A 20,948-nucleotide genomic window follows, 5' to 3' on the forward strand; every position below is an offset into this window, starting at 1 on the left:
TGCGCGACCGGACCGCGATCGCCGCGCGCGCGGGCCGGCCAACCGTGAGGGCGTCGCTCAGCGGATCGGCCCGGCGACCTTCGGCGGCGAGGCGGGGGCGGTCTCCGCGGCGGGCTCGAGCCGCGCGCAGCCGCCTTCGTCGAAGGGGCCGATCGCCGGCTCACCCTTGACGAACGCCGAGACGCGGCGCATCCGCTCGGCGAACGCCGCCTCCGTCTCGGCGCGCCGCGGGTCTGCCGCGAGCGGGACCGTCCCGAGGCCCTCGCTGCGCACCGGGCAGATCTCGGCGAGCGGCGGCGCGCCGCGCCGCAGGCGCAGGCGCGCGAGCATGCCGAGCTCGACCGCGGGGCCGGTCCGCTTCACCTTCATGATGAAGTTGCCGAGGCTGTAGAAGATGGGCCGGCCGCGGCGGAGCTCGATGCCCTGGAGCACGTGCGGGTGATGGCCGAGGAAGGCGTCGGCGCCGGCGTCGATGGCGGCGGCCGCGAGCGCGCGCGCCGGGGGCAGCGGGGTGTCCAGGTACTCGGTGCCGCCGTGGTAGCTCACCACGACGGCGTCCACGCCGGGCTGCTTGCGCGCGGCGCGCACCGCCGCGGCGAGCCCGTCCCGCTCCGCGGCCGCGACGAACGCCCGCGCCGGGTGCTCCCAGAGCGAGCCCTGGTTCCAGATGCCGGTCACGGCGAGCACCGCGACGCGGAAGCCGCGGCGCTCGATGACGACCGGCGCGTAGGCCCTCTGCCGCGTCCGGCCGGCGCCCACGTAGGCGACGCCCGCGCGCTCCAGGTGGTCGAGCGTCTCGAGGAACGCCTTCTTGCCGTAATCCCACATGTGGTTGTTCGCGAGCGACACCACGCTGATGCCGGCGCGCGCGAGCGCGTCCGCGCCGGCCGGCGGGCCCGTGAACACGAGCGGCTGGAGCCGGTGCTGGGTCTCCCCGCCCTGGTCGCTGAGCTGGTTCTCGAGGTTGACGAAGCGCACGTCGGCGGAGGCGAACAGCGCCGCGACGGGGGCGAAGGGATCGTGCGCCGGATTGCGGAGCAGCTCCTGGCCGAGCGCCTTGCCGAGGCAGACGTCGCCGCCCGCGACGAGCGTGATCGCGTCGGCCGGCGCGGCGGAGGCGGCCGGCGCGGCGGCGGCCGGCGCGGCCGAGGCGGCGGGCGTATCGCGAGGCGCCGCGGCGTCGCGGGGCGCGACCGCCGCGACGGCGGGCGGCGGGGCGAGACCGGCGCCCACGTTCGCGGGCCGCTCGCAGCCGATGTGCGCGGCCGCGGCGCACATCGCGAGGAAGAAAGGGGCGGAGCGCATCTCGAGCGGCTTCTCGGCGCGCATTATCCACGGGCGCGCGCCCGCGCCCAACAATCCGGGCGCGCGGACCTCCCCGGGCAGGGGATGCCCAGCCCGGCGAAACCCAGGCGCAGCCATCGGGTCGCTATCGCGGTCGCCGCCGTCGCGCGCGCCGCGGCGATCCCGGTGGCCGGCGCCCGCGGGCGCGCCATGCTGCGGCCGAGGTGACCATGCAGCGGGAGCAGCTCCTCGTGGCGCAGGGCGCCGAGCCCGGCGCGGCGGGCCGCGTGGCCGGGCTGGCGGGCGTGGTGCTGTGCGGCGGGCAGAGCCGCCGGATGGGGCGCCCCAAGGCGTGGCTGCCGTTCGGGGGCGAGGCGCTCCTCCAGCGGGTCGTGCGGCGCCTCGGCGAGGCGGCCTGGCCCATCGCGGTGGTCGCGGCGCCGGGGCAGGCGCTGCCGCCGCTGCCGGACGGGGTGCTGCTCGTGCGCGATCCGGTGGAGGGCCGCGGGCCGATGCAGGGCGTCGCGGCCGGGCTCGACGCGGTCGCGCCGCTCGCCGAGCGGGCGGTGGTCACCTCGACCGACGCGCCCTTCCTGCACCCCGCCTTCGTGCGGCGCCTCGCGGAGCTCCAGGCGGGCGGCCATGCCATCGCCATGCCGCAGGCGGACGGGCGCCATCACCCGCTCGCCGCGGTGTACGCCTGCGCGGTGCGCGCCGAGGCGGCGGCCCTGCTCGCGGAGGACCAGCTGCGGCTGACCGCCCTGCTCGCGCGGGCGCGCACGCTGGTCGCCGGGCCGGAGCTGCTGCTCGAGGATCCCGCGCTCCGCGCCGCCGATCCGGAGCTGCGCTCGCTGCGCAACGTGAACACACCCGAGGAGTACGCGGCGGCCCTGCGCGAGCTCTCCGGCGCGGCGGAAGCTGCGGGGCAGGGCGCCGGCCGCCCGTGAGCCCCGGCCTGGGATGAACCCCCGGCGCCGGCTATTCTTGCGGGGATGCGCCAGCCAGCTCTCGTGTACCGCGTCGATCCCGACGACCCGCGCGCGCCCACCGAGGAGGTCTGGGCGCGGCTCAGCCCGGCCGGCCGTGCGCGCGTGATCGCGAGCCTCCCCTCCGAGTTCCCCGTCTCCGAGGCGACGCCGCCGGAGGGCGACGAACACTTCAACGCGAAGATCGGCGCCCGCTCCGCGCTCGGCAGTTATTTCGCCCGGATCGGGCGCCGCGTGTACCTCGCGTGCGAGCTCCCCGTGTATTACCCCGGCGAGCGGATGTTCGCGCCGGACGTGATGGCGGTGCTCGACGTGCCCGCGCACCGGCGCGAGAAGTGGATCGTCGGCGTGGAGGGCCGCGGGCTCGACTTCGCGCTGGAGGTCCTCGTCTCCGGCCGCCGCCGCAAGGATCTGGCCGAGAACGTCGAGCGGTACGCGCGCCTCGGCATCCCGGAGTACTACGTCTTCGATCGGCCCCGGCTCCAGCTCTCGGGGTTCCGCTTGCCCCTGGGGAGCGCGCGGTCCGGCGCGGGGCCGCGCCGGTACGAGCCGATCATCCCGCAGGGCGGCCGGTACATCTCCCAGGTGCTCGGGCTCGACCTGGCGATCGAGGACGAGCGCCTCCGCTTCTTCCACGGTAGCTCGGCGCTGCTCGAGGCGGATGAGATGATCAGCACGCTCGAGGGCATGCTCGACAGCCTGGAGGTGCGCGCTCGCGCGGCCGAGGAACGCGCGGCGGCGGAGGCGCGGAGGCGCAAGGAGGAGGCGCGGAGGCGCAAGGAGGAGGCGCGCCTGCGCAAGGAGCTCGAGCATCGCCTCGCCGAGGCGCTGGCCGAGATCGAGCGTCTGAAGCGGCGCGGGTCGTGACGCGCGCGCCTCCGCCCGGGCGCCGCGGGCGCCGCTGAGCCGGCTATCTCCGCTGCGGCGCCGCGGCGCTCGCCCCCGCCGCGCCGCCGGGATCGCCCCTCGCGATCAGGACCCGCTGCTCGCCGTGCCTGGGCAGGATCACCCGATCCGGCCCGAGCCCGCGCGCCGCCATGACGCGCCGGAGCTCGCGGGGCGCCTGGCCGAACGTGTCGGTGCTGTTGATGAAGGTGTCGAAATGGATGGCCATCATCCGCCGCGCCCCGAGGTCGAAAAAGGCCTGGACCGCCTCCGCCGGGTCGACGTGCTTGGGCTCCATGAAATCGCGCGGCCCCACCGGCGCGATCGGGATGAGGGCCAGATCGATGGCGGGGAACCGCGCGCGCGTGTCGACGAAGAGATCGCGATCATAGGCGGTATCGCCGCCGAAATAGACCGTGATCCCGTGGTACTCGACGACATAGCCCGTGAAGCTCTCGGTCATCCAGTCCCGGTCGAGCCCGTAGCGATAACCGGAGTGCCGCACCGGGACCGCGGTGATCTTCAGATCGCCCTGCCGCCATGTCGTCCAGGTCGGGACCTCGACCGAATCGAAGCGGTAATCGGGCACGTAGACGAGCCCGCCCCGGGGCACGAGCAGCGTCCGCACCTTCGGCTCGATCTGGGACAGCGATCCCAGCGAGAGGTGGTCGAAGTGCATGTGCGAGATGAGGACGACGTCGACGGGCGGCAGGTCCTCCGGATCGAGCCCCGGCTCGACGAGCCGTTTCACGATCAGCCCCACGGTGTCCGTGAAGACAGGGTCGGTCAGGATGAGCTTGTCGTCGATCTGGACGAGCGCGGTCGCGTGGCCGACCCAGAGGACGGCGAGCCGCGCCTCGGGGCGGTATGGCGCGCGCACCTTGTCCGGCACGGGCCGCGGGCTGTCGAACAGGACCCCCATGTTGCCCGCGAGGATGCGCGCGGGCACGCACGAGAGGCCCGCGAGCGCGAGGAGCGCCGCGGCGAGCAGGCGAGCAGGCGTCGAGGAGGGGCGCGGAGCCATGCGCGGCGTCAGAAATAACGGATGCTGAGCGTGATCGTGGTCGATCGCAAGGCGGCTGTCGGCGTGGTTGTCACCTGGGCGCCCAGGGCGCCGAAGAGGGTATAGATCCCCGCCTCGTACGAGGCGCCCAGCCGCTCGCGCGCGTAGATCGCCGAGCCGCCGAGCGAGCAGGACAGGTAATCCCCCCGGTGGAGGAGCGGGAAATAGGCGCGGACGCCGCCCCGGAAGATCCAGCGCTCTCCGAACGCGCCCGGACGGGCGATGTACTCGGGAGAGCCGAAGAGCTCGAGCGAGCCGGCGTGGCGCGTGAGCGGCTCCACGACGAACGCGCGCCACGGCGAGAGCTTGCGGTTCATCCCGAACGAGTAAAGAAGCGGGGTCACCTGCCAGCGGACCCCGAAATGCGCCTCGCCCGAGCCGATCCACAGCTCGGGGCTTGGCACGAGCTGGACGAGGAGCCACGGCAGGGTGAGGCGGATATCGGGCTCCGTGGCGGCGGCCTCGCGCGGGCCCTCCGGCGCCGCGGCGACGGCGGCCTGGCGCGGGCCTTCCGGCGCCGCGCCCGCGGCGAGCGGCCCGCCAAGGAGGGCGGCGCAGGCGGCCAGCGCGGGGGCGCGGCGTCGTGCGGAGCGGCGCGCTCGGGGCATGTCGCGGCTACGGCGCTGCGCCGTACACCCCGCCGAGCTGCTTGTACAGGAACCGCGCCGCGTGCTCTCCATACGGCGTCTGCGCGGCGTACACGTCGGGCGAGGCGATCGGCGCGTCCGCCGCGAGCGCGCCCGGCCGGCCGAGCCGGCCGAGATCCTCGACGAGCGCCTCCATCGAGGCATACCGGTTCTCCGGCCGCTTGCGCAGGCATTTCAGGATCACCGCCTCGAGCGACCTCGCCGCCGGGCTCGCGCCCAGGTTGGGCGGCGGGGGCGGCGTCATGAGCTGATTGGCCAGCACCATGGCCTCCTCCATGGCCGGCGAGAGCGCCGGGGAGGAGCCCCGCGTGACGCTGAAGGGGAGCCGGCCGGAGAACATCCGGTACATGAGCACGCCAAAGCCGTAGATGTCCGTGCGCGCGTCGGGCGGGTCGCTGATCGTCTGTTCCGGCGCCATGTACTCCAGGGTGCCGACGGTCACCCCGGCCTGGGTGAGCCCCGAGTGCTCGTACAGCTTGGCGAACCCGAAGTCGACGACCTTGGCCGCCCAGGCGTCGCCCTTCTCGCCCACGAGGAACACGTTGGCAGGCTTCACGTCGCGGTGGACGATCCCCGCGCGGTGCGCCGCGCCGAGGCCCGCGGCGGCCTGCAGGAGGATGGGGAGGCCGGCCTCCGGCGACAGCCGCTTCTCGCGCACGAGCATCGAGCTCAGCGACTCTCCGAAGAGGAACTCCATCACGAGGTACGGAGACCCCTCGTGAAGGCCGATGTCGAGGACCTCGACGATGTTCGGGTGCGCCACCGTGGCCGCGGCCTTGGCCTCGAGGAGGAACCGCGCCTTCACCTTGGGCTCGCGGCGGAACCTCGGCTCCAGGAGCTTCAGCGCGACCGGCGCGCCGCCCTGCGTGTCCTCGGCCAGGAACACCTGCGCCATGCCGCCGCTGCCGATCAGCCCCCGCACCCGGTACCGATCGGCGACGACGGTGCCCACGTGCTCGGTGGGCTTCGCCCGGATCCGCCGGATGTCGAGGCTCTGGACCAGCCTCTCCCCGTCGTGCGGGCAGAAGCGGTGGTCGTCCGCGTACCGCCGGTGGCAGCGAGGGCACAGCATGGAGGTCCCGTTCCGGGCATAGCCCCACCGCGGCCCTCTTTGCAAGGCCCCTCCTCCCGCGCCGCGGGGCCATCGTGCGTTACGGCGCGTTACGGCGCGTTACGGCGCGTTACGGCGCGTTACGGCGCGTTACGGCGCGTTACGGCGCGTTCCCGCGCGCTACGACGCGCGCGGCGCCGCCGACGGGAGCTTCGCCGCGGGCTCGTTGATCCGGACCGTGTCGACGCAGCCGAAGTCGTCCAGATCGTGCGTGACGCCCGAGATGCGCCAGCCCCGGCAGCGCCGGGGCAGCCCGTCGAGCCGATCGACGAACGAGCTCACCCACGCCTCGACGCTGTCCGGGCGCTCGGCGGGCGAGAGCGCGAGCGCCCTGGCGAACGCGTCGTCGACCTCCGGCGGCGTCCCCGGGAGGAGCGACGAGACCGGCGGCGGGACGTCGCGCGAGAGGCTCGACAGGACCGTGGAGATCTCCTCTCCGCCGGCGACGCGCCGCCCGGTGAGCGCCTGATAGGCGACAGACGCGAAGGAGTAGATATCGCAGCGCGCGTCCACCGGCCTGCCGCTCGCCTGCTCGGGCGCCATGTAGAGCGGCGTCCCCAGGAACATGCCCGTCGACGTCGCGAAGGCGTCGGCGGACATCTCCTTGGCGATGCCGAAATCGAGGATCTTCACGCGGAAGCCGCCCGGAGACGTCGATGGCACCAGGTGGATGTTCTCCGGCTTCACGTCGCGGTGCACGAGCCCCGCCGCGTGCGCGGCCGCGAGCGCCGACGCCCCCTCGCGCAGCAGGAGCGCGACCTGAGGCGGCGTCCCAGGCCCGTTGTGCCGCATGGCGTGCGCCAGATTGCAGCCGTCCAGCCACTCCATCACGATGTAGCGCGAGCCGTCCTCGAGCTCGCCCGAGTCGTACACCTCGACGACCGACGGGTGCTGGATGCGCGCGACGAGGCGCGCCTCCCGCTCGAAGCGCGCGCGCACGTCGTCGTTGTGGAAGTGCTCTGTCCGGATGGCCTTGATGGCGACCTTGCGCCCGAGCCGCTCGTCGTGGGCCTGGAACACGCGGCCCATGCCGCCTTCCGCGACGACCCGGGTCAGGCGATATCGCCCCGCGATGCGGTAAGGGAACGGCCGCGGCATGCTCAGCGGGGCGCCGTCGTCGCTGCACTGCTGCGCGTTCTGGTCGTAGCAGCGGTGGCAGCTCGGGCACATGTGCAGGACGTCGATCCCGCGGCCCACCATGTCCTCGAGGGTCGCCCTCCGTCGCTCCGCCGCGCTGGCGAGCTCCTTGCGCAGGCGCGACAGCTCGAGCGCGCTGCCGAGGTGATGAGCGAACGAGTCGACGAGGCGCCTCGTCGTGTCGCTCCACGCGGCCCTGCTCCCGACGACGACCAGGGCGCCGTGGACGTCGCCCGACAGGCCGACGACGGGGACCACGACGTCCGACGACCTCGGGAGCAAGCGCCTCGCGAGCGCGGCGCGCCGGAGCGCCTCGGCCGGCGGGGCCTCGGTGGCGGTCTCGGTGAGGCTGACCATCCGCTGCTCCTCGGCCTTCCACACCGCGACCTCGCGCGCCCCGATGGCCTGCGCGACCTGCGCCGCGGCGGCGGACGACCACGTCGCCACGTCGTCGAGCGCCTGCGCCGAGGAGGCGACGAGCTCCGCGAGCTTGTCCTGCTCCTCCGCGAGCTGGCGCGCGAAGTACTGCACCGCGGCGTAGGCGATGGCCGACACCGTGAGGATGTTCATCGCGAAGAAGCAGGCGATGAGGGCCGGGGGCGTGGGCGGCGCGTGCGCCGCGAGCAGCGGATCCACGGCGCCGGCGAGCACCACGAGGAGCGCGTAGGCGGTGAACCACGGGATGGACGCGCGCGACCCGTGAAACAGCAAGAACGTCAGCGGCGCGAGGAGCGCCCACAGGACGACGCCGCTCGAGGCGACGAACCCGCCCCGGCTCGCGTGCATGAGGAACGGCAGCACGAAGATGAGCAGCGCCTGGCGGAAGCGAAAGCCCGAGAACGCCTTGGTCCGGGCGAAATGCACCAGGCTGAGGACCGTGCAAACCACGTAGCCGAGCGGGATCGCCGCCGAGCGGACATCCCCGCTCGCCGCATAGGCGATCGCCCAGACGGGGCACGCGCCCGCCTTGAGCGCGGCCGTGACCGTGAGAATCACCTTGTGCTGGCGCAGCCCCGGATCGTCCCCTGGCTTCAGCCCGATCCGAGCGATGGCCTGCAACGACCTCATTGCCATCGATTGTACGACGATGGACTGAGCGCCTCAAGCATCGCGCCGGCGCGTGGCCGCCGCGCGCTCGCGAGCGCGCTTGGCGCGCCGAGCGCGCCGCGATGGCTCCAACGATGGCGCAATCGTCGCGTGCGGGTCGCCTGGGCCGTCCCTGACCGAAACCGCCGGCGCTGGCCGCGTGGAGCGCGCTCGCCGCCCCGTCCAGCGACCAACGAGCGCGCGCGCCGGCGTCAGGCCGCGCCGAGGTCGAGCTCGGCGAGGCGGCCGACGAGCGGATCGTCCGTGCCGAGCTGCTCGAACGTCACCGGATCGCTCTTCTCGAGCGCCGCCAGGAGCTGGCCCAGCCCGCGCCGCGAACCGTAGTAGTTCGACATCTCGTGATCCTCGTCGGTGATGCAGGCGCGCACCGTGCTGCGGGAGACCTCCGGGAGCCGCAGCGCCTTGAGCGCCATCGACCACAGGCCGTCGATGAAGTTCTGATCCGCGGGGAACTCCAGGAGTCCGGCCATCGTGAGGAGCATGGCGCAGCGCTGGCCCCGCGGCGTCGACAGCGCCTCTCCGCCCGAGAGGTAGCCGAGATCGAAGGCGCGGCGCATCGCGTCGGCCGCGCAGAGCAGGCGCTTCAGCTCCTGGGCCGCGTGGCTCAGGTGGCTGTGGAACATGACCTCGACCGAGAGGCCGCCGAGCGCGTCCTTGGTCTCCTGATAGCGGGTGACCGCCGGGAGGCGCCCGAGATCCTGCTGCGCGGCCTTGCCGGTGGGCACGTCGTGCGGCGGCTCGCGGTGGCTGTAAAAGCCGCCGGACTGGAAGACATAATAGAGCTCGCTGTGGCCCGCGAGCCCGGCCCAGATGTCCGAGTACTGCGCCACGCGGTTGATGCTGCCCGCCGCCCAGTTGAGGCCCGCCGCGGCGTCTCCGCTGATCTGCGACGCGCTCACCCCCGGGTCGCGCGGCGTCATCGACGCACCGATGTCCTCGGCGATCTCGGTGAGCTGGAAGTCGAGGAAGCCGTCGTAATAATCGGCGCGCCCGTCGCGGTTCACGTCGGAGTAGCGGGCGACGACGAGCGGGTGCGAGGGCCCGACGAACTGCGAGAACCCGGGGACCTGCGCCTGCGGGTGGTGCCACTGCGCCTGCCGGATGCGCGCGTCGAGCTCGGCGTGCGACGCGCGCTCGCTCATCCCGCGCAGCGCGGCGACGAAGCAATCGAGCCCCTCGGAGGAGCTGACCGCCCCGTCCGACCCGACCCGGAAATACGTCGAGTCCCACGATGAATAGATGTCCGCGTCGGGGAACATCTGGGAGATGGCAAAGCGCGTGGTGAGCCCCGCGCATTGCGAGTTCATCATCAGCTTGTAGCCCTCCTGCCGCACCTTCACCGCGGCCGCGCGGAGATCGAAGGCGCCGAGCTGGGCGTGCCGGTTGATGAGCAGCCCGATGAAGAACTCCATCCCCATCTCGAGGTTCTCGTCGCGCGGCATGGCCGTGCGGGCAAAGACGCGGATGGGCTCGCCGGCGGGCGTCTTGAAGGGGGCCTCGAAGGCGCGGTAAGGGCTCCAGCCGCTCGGCGACGGGGGCGCCTCGGGCGGGAGCGGGATCTGCTTGAAGCCGTATTTCGACACGAGGATGCGGCACTCGCCCTCGTGGAACTCCGAGGCGCTGCAGATGGCGAAGCTCCACGGGCCCGTGAGCTCGTCGTAGGGCGGCGCCTCGCGGAGCAGCCCGCGGACGAGCCCCCGCGCGCGCTCCTGCTGGGCCCCCGTGAGCGCCGGGGCGCGCAGCTGGAGCAGGTGAATCGCGTGGGCGCGCAGCGCCGGCCGGGCCGTCTCGTCGCCCGCCTCCTTCTCGATCAGCGCGAAGATCTCCTCGGCGGCGCGCTCGGCGACCGGCGCGAAGCCGCGGTCGTCCAGCGACGTCGCGATGAGGTGCGACAGCACGGTCGCCGCCGCCGAGCGGAGGGTCGCGGCCCCGACCGGATCGCGCTTCGCCTCCTCGCCGCCCACGGCCGCCACCTCGATCGCCGCCCGCGCCTGATCGAGCAGCGCCATGCCCCGGCCCGCCGAGAGCCGCTCCTTGCGCACCGGCTCCTCCGGATGGAACGCGCTCGGCGGGAAGAGCTGGGTGAAGGTGCTCGTCCGCCGCGACGAGATCCACCGGGCGGCGGTGACGAGGGCGTCCCGGGCGGCGGCCCCGTCGAGGCCGAGGGCCGGGCTCGTGCTGAACACCCCGACGGGCAGGAGCCAGAGCGGCGCGGCGCCCTCGCGCCCGGCGGTCAGATCGAGCGGGGCCGCCTGCGACGCCACGCCCGGATCCGGGACGACCTCGACCGTCGAGACCGACACGGCCTGAAGCCGCCGGCGCACCGGCGTGCGCCCCGGGAAGATCACGAGCACCGCATCGCCCTCGCGCTCCCGCAGGGCCGTGAGGCTTTCGGCGGGCACCGGCGGCTGGAGCGAGATGGCATAGTCGCTGTCGCTCGTCGCCGCCGCCAGCAGGTGAATGCCCGGCGTGGATTTGCGCTCTTCGAACGCGGACGACGCGGCCGGTCCGACGGCGTCCACCGTGCCAGGCAGGTCGACGATCCCGCGGGGGGAACGGATCCGGACGATGACTTCGGTAGGCATGCCTCTCTCCTAAGAAGGTGAGAGAGCGTCACCCTGTTCAGGAGCGCGGCGCAACAGGAATCCGACCCTGCCCGAACGCCGTCTCAACGCGTCACGACAGCAGTCAGGACGAGCCGTACGTCCGAACTTCGGGTGTTCCCTTCAAGGCATCTCCGGCTGATCCGTAGTTGGCTTGCGCACCTCGGCGCGCGGCGGCGCGTCCGTGTCGCGCGGCGCGCCCGCGGCCGGCGCGACGAGGCGCGGCGCCTCCTCGGCCCGGGAGGTCGAACAGCGCAGCAGCGACAGGCCTGCTCCTGCGGCGATGAGCACGCCGGCGGCGAGCAGCTTGAGCCCCGCGCTCTTCGCGGCGCGCGCCCTCGCCGGCGAGGCGGCCGCGCTCGCGCCGGCGAGGGCGGCGTCGCCGGCCGCGGGCGGCGCGCCGCCGTGCGCCTCCAGGGCGACCGCCGCGGCGCGGCGCGCGGACATCGGAGCGCTCGACGGCGGCGCCGGCAGGAGGCTGCCCGCGCGCAGCGTCGCGGTCGACGCCTCCCCGTCCAGCTCGGCGGCGCCGGCCGAGAGCGCGTCGCTGTTGCGGGCGCTCGGGGCGAGCGCGTCGCCCTCGGGCTCCCTCGGCGCCGCGGGAGGGCCGAAGGGGCGGAGCGCGACGCCCGCGTAGCGCGCGAGCAGCGCGCCGACCTCGCGGAGATCCGCGGGGCGCTGCGCGCGGTCCGGGCGCAGCATGCGATCGATCATCGCCGCGACGTCGGCGGGCAGCGCGGGCGCGATCTCCCCGATCGGCCGGATCGCGCCGGTCAGGATCCGCTTCAGCACCTTGCCCATGTTCTCGGCCTCGGTGGGCCGGACCGAGGTGAGGCACTCGTAGAGGATGACGCCGAGCGACCAGAGGTCGGCGCGGTGATCGACGTCGTGCTCGCCGAGGATCTGCTCGGGCGACATGTAATACGGGGTTCCGAGCATCTCGCCGGTCCCGGTGCGCCCCGAGGTCCAGCCGGTCACGCCGTGCGCCGTCGTGAGCTTGGCGATGCCGAAATCGAGCACCCTGACCCGAGCGCCCGCGTCGTCCGGGACGCAGGGCGCCGGCGCGACATTGCAGCTCTCGTCGGCGGCGCCGGCGCCGGGGTCGGCCTCGGGCGCGCCCGGCGGCGCGGCCACGTCGGGGGCGAGCAGGAAGATGTTGTCGGGCTTGAGATCGCGGTGGACGATGCCCAGGGCGTGCGCGGCGCCGACCGCCGAGATGACCGGCAGCAGGATGCGCGACAGCTCGGGGAGGGGGATCTGCGACTCGCGCACGAGCCTGTCGCGGAGCGACTCCCCCTCGAGCAGGTCCATCACGAGGAGCGGGGTCCCGTTGTCGAGCTCCAGCACGTCGTGGATGGACGGCACGCTCGGGTGATCGACCGCGGCGGCCACGCGCGCTTCCCGGAGCAGGCGCCGGCGGGTCGAGGCGTCCTCCGTCGCGCCGGGACGCAGCAGCTTCAACGCGACACGCTCGCCGCTCGCGAGGTGGGTGGCGGCCCAGATGACCCCCATGCCTCCCTCGGCCAGCTGGCGATCGACCCGATAGCGACTCGCCACCAGGGCGCCCGGGACCAGGTTGTTGGTCACGCGGAGACAGGATACCACGCGCCGCCCGTGCGGCCGGCGCCGCGCGCCTCGGACGCGATAACGCCGCTCACGTCGGACAAATACGCGAGAGACGCAGCGGGCTTGTTCGAGAGGGGCGCAGCGCCCGTGTGCGCCGCTGTCGTCGGAGATGAGGCGGTGAGGTCTAGACGGCCGGCCACACCGAGCCCGCGCGGCGGCGCTCGGCGTAAGCGTCGGCCGAGAGCGCGTAGCGCAGGAGCTCGTTCGCGACCGGGTGCTGCAGGAGCAGGCGCGGCTCCTCGGTCGAGCGGGCGATGTCGCGATCGTACCGGCGGAGGTAGTCGACCGCGGCGAGCGCGTCGCCGGAGAGCAGGTAACCGATGCGGTACTCGCTCCGGCGCAGGCCGATGACGAACGCGCGCGCGTCGTAGGACACGTTGACGGTCGACGCGACCTCCTCGAGCATCTTGCGCTGCCGGCGGCCGATCGCCCGCTGCACGCCGGGGAGCATCTGCTGGGTGGCGTGCTCGCGCGCGGGCGAGACGGCGCCCGAGCCGAAGCCGGGGTCGATCGTGCGGAGCGACGCGAGCAGCAGGCCGTCGGTGGCCTCGGCCGGGATCTCGTCGAGGAACGTGAAGCCGACCGCGACCCGCGCGAACAGGCGCGCGAGCGCGAAGGTCTGCTCCAGCTCCGGCAGCTCGGTGAACGACGTCGGCGCGACGATGGCGGGGGGATCGCCCGGGAAGACGCGGGCGGCGCCCTGCCACGACGGGACGAGGTAGAGCTCGAACGCCTCGATGCCGAGCGCGCGCCCGACCCGCTCGGCGAGCTGCCGCGTCGGGTGGTTGTCGCGCGGGCTGACCCGCTCGCGCGAGCTGATGCCGAGGTTGCTCAGCTCGAAGCGGATCGCCTTGGCGGCGATCGGCGCGATCGCGAGCGCCACGTCGATCCACGGGCTCCGGGCCTCCGGCAGGAGCAGCCGGCCGATCTCGGGGCCCGCGAACGCCCCCGCGTACGGCGCCTCCGAGGGGACGCGCCGGCCCCTGAGCCGGGCCATGCGGTCGGGCGACACCTCGCCGAGGCAGGCGCGCACCTCCTCCACGGTGACCCGCTCCTCGGCGCGCCCGTCCTTGGCGAGCGCGGCCTCGAGCGCGGCGAGCGCGGGGCCGAGATCCGGCAGCCGGGTCAACACCTCCGCGTCGGACGTGAGGACGTCCCGCAGCACCTGGACCGCCTCCGCGTTGCGCCCCGCGGCCTCGAGGCCGCGGCCGAGGGCGGTGCGCGACTCCGGCGGGGCGCCCGGGAGGGCGACCGCCTGCTGGAGGTGCGCGAGCCCGTCGCGCGGCCGGATGAGCAGGGTCGACTCGAGCAGGCCGAGCGTCGTCAGCCAGCGCGGATCGGGCGAGACCCGGCGGGCGCCGGCGAGCTCGATCAGCTGCGCGAGCGCCTTGGCGTACGCCGCCGCGCCCTCGCTCGTGTCGACGCGGTAGAGGCGGGCGAGCGCCGTCCACCCGCGCGTGTCGCTGCTCGGCGAGCTCACGATCGCCTCGCAGAGCGTGCGGACCATGCCCGCGTTGTCGCCGGCGTCGCGGTAGGCGTCGGCGAGGCGCAGGGCGGCCTCGACGCGCGCGCCCGGGTCGGTCGAGAGCTCGACGAGGCGCCCGAGCGCGCGCAGCGCGAGCGCGTGATCGCCGCGCGCGACGCCGAGCTTGTGCAGCCGCTCCAGCGCGGGCCGGTTCTGCGCGTCGATCGACAGGACCGCCTGGAGCGCGTCCTGGGCGAGCGCCGGGTTCGCGAGCGGCCCCTCGTACAGATCGGCGATCAGGAACTGCGCCGCGATCTTCGTCTCGGCGTCGGCCGCCGCGCCCACGGCGCGCTTCAGGGCGTCGCGCGCCTCCAGCCAGACGCGCTGCGCGGTGAGCAGCCGGGCGAGGAGGAGCTGCGCCGACGCGTCGTTCGGGATCGTCGCGATGACGCGCCGGACGGCCGCGATGCCCACGCCCGGGTCGATCGCGCCCGGGCGCCCGTGGTGCTGCAGCACCGACCGGGCGATCTCGGTGCCGAGCAGCGAGATCGCCTCGCGGCTCGTGGCCTTGCCGAGCGCCTCGCCGAGGCGGTCGGTGAGCCGCTGGGGGTCGCCCGCGAGCCGCTGGGCCAGCGCGCGCGCCGCGGCGACGCAGCCCGGGTCCGCGCGGAGCGCGCTCTCGTACAGCTCGAGCGCGCGCGCGGCGCCCTCGGGGGACGCCTCCTCGGCGGTGAGCTCCGCCGCGCGCACGAGGTGCATCGCCCGCGCGGGCTCGCCGAGGACGAGGTCGGCGAGCGCGAGCTGCGCGGCGATGACGCTCGCGCGATCGCCGAGGCGCTGCGCGAGCCGGTCGAGCCCGCGGGCCGCGAGGAGGCTCTCCGGCCAGAGCGCGAGGGCGCTCTGGAAGCCGGCGAGCGCGGCGCGCGCGGCGGCGGGGTCCGCGTCGGCCTGCGCCTCCGCGAGGAGCGCCTCCTCGATGAAGTAGAGCGCGCGGGCGGTGGGATCGGCGGTCAGCTCCCGGCTGTCGCGGATGGCGCTGGCGAAGAGGGCCTCGACCCGCGCCCCGGCCGGATCGGACGGGCCGTTCTTGCCGGCGATGCGGAGGATCGACAGGTGCGCGGCCGCGTCGCGCGGCGCCTCCTTGACGATGCGCGCGAGCGCCTCGAGCGCGGCGCCCGGCCCGAGCTGCTCCTCGAGCGACGCGAGCTCCCAGAGCGCGCCGCCGCGCGCCGACGCGGAGGTGAACACCTCGGCCTCGGCGCGGAGGACGGTCGCGAGCGACGTCGGCGCCTCGAGCAGCCGGTAGAGCTGCTCCAGCATGCGGAGCGCGGGGACGTGGTTCGGCACGACGGCGACGAGCCCCTCCAGGATCTCGATGGCCTGCCGCGGGCTGTTCTCCGCGAGGACCAGCGCGAGGGAGATCCGGAGCGCGTGATCGACGAGCGCCGGCGGCTTGCGCTCGAGCCAGCGCGCGTAGAGCCCCGCGAGCTCGCTCGCGATCATGGAGTGGGACATCCCCGGCAGGCTGGGCGCGCGCGCGCCGGTCGTCGGCCGGTGCGCGGCGGGCGCGCCGATGCCCACGCCGAAGCCGGCGCCCCCGGCGCGCACGTAGATGCGCTCCATGGCGTCGAGGATCGCCGGATCGGGCTGGCCCCCGGCGAGCGCGGCGTCGGCGCGGGCGAGCAGGCGCAGCGCGTCCTGATCGCGGCCGAGCGCGAGCTCCTGCACCTCGGCCGCCTGGAAGAGCAGCCGGGCGTGGTCGTCGGGCCGCTGCGCCTCGTCGGCGAGCGAGCTCAGCACCTCGACGAGCTTCTCGTAGTTGCCGGTCTCGCGGAGGAGCCGCGCGATCTCGATCCGGGGCAGCGGGTGCGACGGCCGCTTCCGCGCCGCCTCCCGGTACGACTCGACGGCGCTGTGCGGCCGCTTGAGGCGCCGCTCGTCGAGCGACGCGACCTCGATCCAGAGGCTGAACGCCGCGTCTGCCGCGGGGTCGCGCTGGATGAGCTTGACCAGCGCGCGCCGCGCCTCCTCGTACCGGCCGGCGCGCTCGTCGAGGCGGAAGCGCGCGCGGAGCGCGTCCGGATCGGCCGGATCGATCGCGAGCGCGCGGTCGACGAGCGACGAGGCCCGATCGCGATCGCCGAGCTTGAGCTCGGTGACCTCGGCGGCGCGCAGGAGGAGCCGGCGCTGCTGGACCGGGCTGCCCGTGAGGTTGGCCTCGGCGCAGAGCGCCCGCGCGAGCCGCTGCGCGTCGCCCGCGCGCATGGCGTTGCGCTGCAGCGCGAGGATCGCGGCGCGCCGCTCCGGGTCGATCTCGAGGATCTTCTCGATCTCCTCGATGGCGCGGGCGGGCTGGGCGAGCTCGTCCTCCCAGATGGAGACGAGCTTCTCGAGCAGCCCGATCTTGCGCGCGGGGTCGTCCGTCGCGCTGGCGGCCTGCGTGTAGAGGTCGAGCCGCGCCTGCACGCCGCGCGGATCCTCCTCGACGGCGAGCGGATCCGGCGCGAGCAGCGCCGAGAGCGCGTCGAAGACGGCGCCGTTGCCCGGGTCGATCGCCCACGCGGCGCGCAGGATGGCGAGCGCCTCGTCGCGCCGCTTCAGGTGGTGCTCGGAGATGTCGGCGGCGCGGAGGAGCGCCGCGACGCGGACGTGCGTGGGCCGGTCCGCGTTGGCGACGGCGGTCCACACCTCGACGCGCTCGGCGTGGTGGCCGAGGCGCTGGAGGGCGCGGTCGAGCCGCTCCCGCGTCGAGCTGTCGTCGGGGTCGAGCGCGAGCGCGCGCGTCGCGTGGAGGGCGGCCTGCTCCGCGTTGCCGAGGGTGTCGTAGAGCTCCGCGAGGCGGACGTGCTCGTGGACGATCGCCTCGTTGTCGGTGAGGAGCGCGAGCTCTTTCTGGCGCACGCTGGCGGCGAGCTCGAGCGCGCCGCTCGCCTCGAGCAGGCGGATCAGCTCGCTGACCACGCGCCGCGCCGTCGGCGAGCCGGACGGGGCCCGCAAGGAGGCGCGCGTCAAGAGCGGCACCGCGTCGGCGGGGGAGCGGATCTTGTCGATGAGCAGCCGCGCCGCCGTGTAGAGCAGCCGCGACGCGCGCTCGTCGTCGCGCTCGTGCTCGGCCTCCATGGAGAGCGCGCTGACGAGGCCGACGATGCCGTCGTGGTGCACGAGGTGGCGGCGGAGCGCCTCCCGCACGGGGCCGGGCCCCGGATCGAACGCGATCGCGCCCTCGAGGGACGCGAGGGCGAGCTCCGGTTTGTGGAGCTTCCGATCGAGGACGGCGGCGCGCTCGACGTGGACCCAGGCGGTGAGCTGGGCGTCGCCGTCCGGCCGCCCGCGCCCGGGGGCGTAGGCTTCGGCGAGGCGATCGAGGTGCGCCGCGAGGTCCTTCCCGGCCTGCTCGGAGCCGCGCGCGCTCTCGCGGCGGAGGGCGATCTCCAGCCCGCGCAGCGACGCGGCGTGGAGCGGGACGAGCCGCAGCGCCTCGGTGAAGGCGTCGCAGCTCTCCGACGTGCGACCGAGCGCCTGGAGCAGGCGCGCCCGCTCGGCGAGGAGGTCGGCGCGGAGGGCGTCGGTGTCCGCGACGCGGAGCTTGTCGTCGACGACCTCGAGCGCGAAGGCGAGCTCGGTGCGCGCGTTGAGCAGGCGATGGACGCGCGAGACCGCGGGCTCGAGCGTGCGGGACAGCTGCCGCGCCTGCTCGTAGGAGCGGCGCGCGGCGGCGGTGTCCCTGAGCACCCGCTCCTCGTGGATGCCGAGCTCGACGAGGGCGCGCGCCGCGCCGACCGGATCGCTGGCCTTGAGCCGCTCGGCGCGCTGCTGGAGCTCCGCGACGGGGTCCGGCGCGGCGATGTGCGCGGCCTGAGGGCTCTGCGGGGCCGGCGCGTGCGCGCTCGCGGCCGAGCGCGGCGTCGCGGGGGCCGGCGGGCTGGCGGCCGAGCGCGCCGTCGCCGGAGACGGCTGGACGGGCGGGGCGGGGGGCGTGGGCGCGGCGGCCGGCGCGGACGCAGCCGCGGGCGGGATGGCCTGCGCGGCCGGGGCGGCCGGCGCGAACGCGGCGGCTGGAGCGGACGCAGCGGGGGGCGCGGGCGGGGCGGCCGGCGCGGCCGGAGCGGCCGGCGCGGACGCAGCCGACGGCGCGGGTAGAGCGGGCGGCGCGGCCGGCGCGGACGCAGCCGACGGCGCGGCCAGAGCGGGCGCAGCCGGGGGCGCCGGCGCGGCGGCCGAGTCGGGCGCGGGCTCGAGCACCGCGATCGGCTCGATCGACTCGACCGAGATGGGCGTCGGCGACGAGCTCGGCTCGACGGAGATGGGCATCGGCGTCGCGGTCGGGTCGACCGAGATGGGCATCGGCGTCGTGCTCGCGTCGAAGTTGACGGTCGCCGGCGACGTCTGGGTGGGCGCGCCCGGCTGCGAGCCCGGCGCCGGTTTGCCGGGGGGGCGGTTCGGGCTCGGCGGCCGCTGGCCCGGGACGCGCGGCACGCGGGCCGGCGGCGGCACGTCGCCGCGCGGCGCGGGCGGCGGAGCGCCGGTCCGGGTGGAGCCCGGCGCCGACGCCGGCGCCTTGGGGGCGCTGCTCGGCAGCGGCGGCGGTGGCCTCGACGGCGGCGCCAGCGGCGGCGGCAGCGGGCCGGTCGCGACGCTGCCGTCCTTGCGGCGGATCAGCGGCGGCGGCCGGCTCGGTACGGGCGGGGGCGCGCTCGGGACCGGCGTCCGGTTCGGTCCCGGCGGCGGCACGCTCGGCGGCGGCAGCGGGTTCGGCGGCGGCAGCGCGCCCGCGCCCGCGGGCGCGTTCGGCGGCAGCGGCGCGCTCGCGTTCGGCAGCGGGCTCGCGGTCGCGGGCGCGCTGGCGTTCGGCAGCGGGGTCGCCGTCGCGGGCGCGTTCGCGTTCGCGTTCGGCAGCGGCGTCGCCGTCGCCGGCGCGTTCGCGTTCGGCAGCGGCGTCGCCGTCGCCGTCGCCGGCGCGCTCGCGTTCGGCAGCGGCGTCGCCGTCGCCGGCGCGTTCGCGTTCGGCAGCGGCGTCGCCGTCGCCGTCGCCGGCGCGCTCGCGTTCGGCAGCGGCGTCGCCGTTGCCGGCGCGCTCGCGCCCGGCGACGGCTCACCGCCCGGCGGCGCGTTCGCGTTCGGCAGCGCGCCGAGCTTCGGCGTGCCTGTGCCGACGAGCAGCGTCTTCGCGCCGGACAAAGGTTGCGCGCTCGCGCGCGTCATTTGAGCGTTGTCGGCGTTGGCTTCCCAGCCAGCTTGGTCCGGCATTCCGGGCAAGCTGGGCAAGCCAGGCCGGCGCGACGCTCCCTCTTGCGGATCGTCCCCGTGGGCCACCGTCGCGGATGCTACACATCCGCGCGCCCTCAATCCACAGTCCAGGTGCCTGCGCGAGCCACGCGCGCTCCTCTTTCGAGCGCCGGCGCGCTCCCCGATCCGGCGCGGGTTTACTTGTTGGATGGGGCTGTCAAGCCGCAGCGCAGCAGGCCGAGCTTCATCGCCTTTCCGGCCGGGTGCGCCACGAGCAGCGCCTCCTGGGAGGCCGCGATGGGCTCGCCGCGCCCGAGCGCCGGCTCCGCGTGCAGCCCGCCGGCGAGCTCGCCCCGCGCGGTGAGCGCCGCGAGCTGCGTCGGCCCCGAGGCGTTCGCGATCGCGAGCCACGCGGCGGCGCCGTCGCCCTGCCCCCGGACGCCGGGCAGGAGCGCCGGGACCCCGGCGCCCACGCCCAGCGCCGCCTCCGGCGGGGCGTCCTGCTCGCGATCGCCGCCGACGAGCACGCGCGGCTCGCTGGCGCCGCCGAGCCGCGCCAGCACGGCGCTGATGCGCCCGCCGATCGAGCCGCTCGGGGTGTCGTCGTCGCGGAAGGCCAGGAGGAGGCCGTCGTCGCCGGCGAGCGTCAGGTCGTACGCGAGCACGTGCCCGTCCTTGGGCGTGATCGCGCGCGGCGTGGACGTGAGCGCGCCGGCCTCGTCGAGCGGGACCACCTCGAGCCACTGGTGGGTGATCGTCTCGCCCGCCGCCTCGGTGTCCTCGTTGCCGTCGGTCGGCTTCTCCGCGGCCTTTCGCGCCGGCTCCTCGGCGCGCGCGACGTACGCGAGCCAGTAGCCGCCGGGCCGGCCGATCACGCGCGGCATCTCGGCGTCGGTGCTCGGCTGCGAGACGGGGCGGGCCGAGGTGACCGAGCGCAGCGTGCCCACGTCGGCGGAGGCGAGCATGATCCGCGACCGCTTGCCGTCGCGGGTCACGTCGTCCCAGACGATGACCGCGCGCTCGCCGGACGCCGCGATGTCGAGCGCGAGCGACTCGTCGCGCCCCTCGGCGAGCTCGGCCCCCCAGGTGACGTGCTCCCCTTCGATCCTGGCGACCTTGATGGCGCGCCCGCCGGCGTTCGGCTCGAGCATCGCGGCGAGGATCGCGCCGCCCGCGCCGGTGACGACCGGCGGATCCATGTCGCCGCGCGATCGCGCGAGCCGGACGAGCTTCCCCTGCGCGCCGTCGGCCGACAGCGTGGCCACCATCGCGACGGTCCCGCCCTCCGCCTCCCGCTGCGCGCCCACGGCGAACCCGCCGGAGAACGTCGTCCCGCGGCCGACCTCGACGGCGAACGGCGCGAGGTCCTCGGCGCCCTCCGCCTCGCCGCCCCCCGCGCCGTCGGGCGCGCGCGGGGCCGGCGGCGCGTCGCCGATGACGAACGGCGCCGCGCCCGCGGCCGCGCAGCGCGGCGAAGGCGGCTGCGGCGCCGCCGCGGGGTCGGCCGGATCGCTCGCCGCGGGCGCCGCGGCGCTCGCGCCGGGCCGCGCGGCGGCGTCGCTCGCGGCGCGATCCGGGGTGGAGCAGGCGCGCCACACGACGAGGCCACCGACGACGAGCGCGACGGCGAGCGCCCCTTTCCAGGCGACGCCCTCGGGCTCTTCCTCCGCGTCCGGCCGCCGGTCCCCCATCGGCGTGGGCGGGCGTCGATCCTGCGTGGGCGGGCGTCGATCCGCGCTCGTGTTCCCCTGGGGGGCGCGGTGGTTGGGCTCCATGGGCGGTGGGTGTTAGCGCTGATCGCGGCGTGA

Annotated in this window: 12 protein-coding genes; 3 read left to right on the forward strand and 9 right to left on the reverse strand. The window is 75.5% G+C overall.

Annotated features, from left to right (window positions below):
• Positions 1-57 precede the first annotated feature (57 nt).
• Positions 58-1,305: a CapA family protein gene (locus WMF33_RS49990; RefSeq protein WP_437335181.1), complete on the reverse strand. Its 1,248-nt coding sequence runs from the start codon at positions 1,303-1,305 to the stop codon at positions 58-60.
• 209 nt (positions 1,306-1,514) lie between these two features.
• Here WMF33_RS49990 and mobA point away from each other — a divergent pair, with 209 nt between their 5' ends.
• Entirely contained in the window at positions 1,515-2,231 is a 717-nt protein-coding gene (gene mobA, locus WMF33_RS49995; protein ID WP_437335182.1) for a molybdenum cofactor guanylyltransferase, read from the forward strand.
• A gap of 45 nt (positions 2,232-2,276) precedes the next feature.
• The gene (locus WMF33_RS50000; protein WP_437335183.1) at positions 2,277-3,137 is read left to right on the forward strand and encodes a Uma2 family endonuclease; all 861 of its coding nucleotides are present in this window, start codon (positions 2,277-2,279) and stop codon (positions 3,135-3,137) included.
• A 43-nt stretch (positions 3,138-3,180) separates the two neighbouring features.
• Here WMF33_RS50000 and WMF33_RS50005 read toward each other — a convergent pair whose 3' ends face one another.
• The 7 genes from WMF33_RS50005 to WMF33_RS50035 all read right to left on the reverse strand — a co-directional run bounded on the left by WMF33_RS50005 (position 3,181) and on the right by WMF33_RS50035 (position 18,225).
• Positions 3,181-4,179, reverse strand: coding sequence for an MBL fold metallo-hydrolase (locus WMF33_RS50005; protein WP_437335184.1), 999 nt, complete (start codon positions 4,177-4,179; stop codon positions 3,181-3,183).
• A gap of 8 nt (positions 4,180-4,187) precedes the next feature.
• Entirely contained in the window at positions 4,188-4,826 is a 639-nt protein-coding gene (locus WMF33_RS50010) for a hypothetical protein (RefSeq protein ID WP_437335185.1), read from the reverse strand.
• Between the two features lie 7 nt (positions 4,827-4,833).
• The gene (locus WMF33_RS50015; RefSeq protein WP_437335186.1) at positions 4,834-5,937 is read right to left on the reverse strand and encodes a serine/threonine-protein kinase; all 1,104 of its coding nucleotides are present in this window, start codon (positions 5,935-5,937) and stop codon (positions 4,834-4,836) included.
• A gap of 159 nt (positions 5,938-6,096) precedes the next feature.
• The gene (locus tag WMF33_RS50020; RefSeq protein ID WP_437335187.1) at positions 6,097-8,181 is read right to left on the reverse strand and encodes a serine/threonine-protein kinase; all 2,085 of its coding nucleotides are present in this window, start codon (positions 8,179-8,181) and stop codon (positions 6,097-6,099) included.
• 230 nt (positions 8,182-8,411) lie between these two features.
• Positions 8,412-10,805, reverse strand: a complete 2,394-nt coding sequence (locus WMF33_RS50025; protein WP_437335188.1) for a hypothetical protein — start codon at positions 10,803-10,805, stop codon at positions 8,412-8,414.
• Between the two features lie 141 nt (positions 10,806-10,946).
• Positions 10,947-12,410 (reverse strand): serine/threonine-protein kinase, encoded by a 1,464-nt coding sequence (locus WMF33_RS50030; RefSeq protein WP_437335189.1) that lies wholly within the window; start codon positions 12,408-12,410, stop codon positions 10,947-10,949.
• Positions 12,411-12,573: 163 nt separating this feature from the next.
• Positions 12,574-18,225 (reverse strand): cellulose synthase, encoded by a 5,652-nt coding sequence (locus WMF33_RS50035; protein ID WP_437335190.1) that lies wholly within the window; start codon positions 18,223-18,225, stop codon positions 12,574-12,576.
• Here WMF33_RS50035 and WMF33_RS50040 point away from each other — a divergent pair.
• On the forward strand, positions 18,185-19,120 hold the full coding sequence (locus WMF33_RS50040) for a hypothetical protein (RefSeq protein ID WP_437335191.1): 936 nt from the start codon (positions 18,185-18,187) through the stop codon (positions 19,118-19,120). The genes WMF33_RS50035 and WMF33_RS50040 overlap by 41 nt on opposite strands.
• 217 nt (positions 19,121-19,337) lie before the next feature.
• Here WMF33_RS50040 and WMF33_RS50045 read toward each other — a convergent pair whose 3' ends face one another.
• Positions 19,338-20,915 carry a hypothetical protein gene (locus WMF33_RS50045; protein ID WP_437335192.1) on the reverse strand — a complete coding sequence of 526 codons (1,578 nt, stop codon included), beginning with the start codon at positions 20,913-20,915 and terminating at the stop codon, positions 19,338-19,340.
• Positions 20,916-20,948: the final 33 nt, after the last annotated feature.

It is taken from the genome of Sorangium sp. So ce394 (genome assembly GCF_051474665.1).
In the GTDB taxonomy this organism is placed as follows: Bacteria; Myxococcota_A; Polyangia; order Polyangiales; family Polyangiaceae; genus Sorangium; species Sorangium cellulosum_D.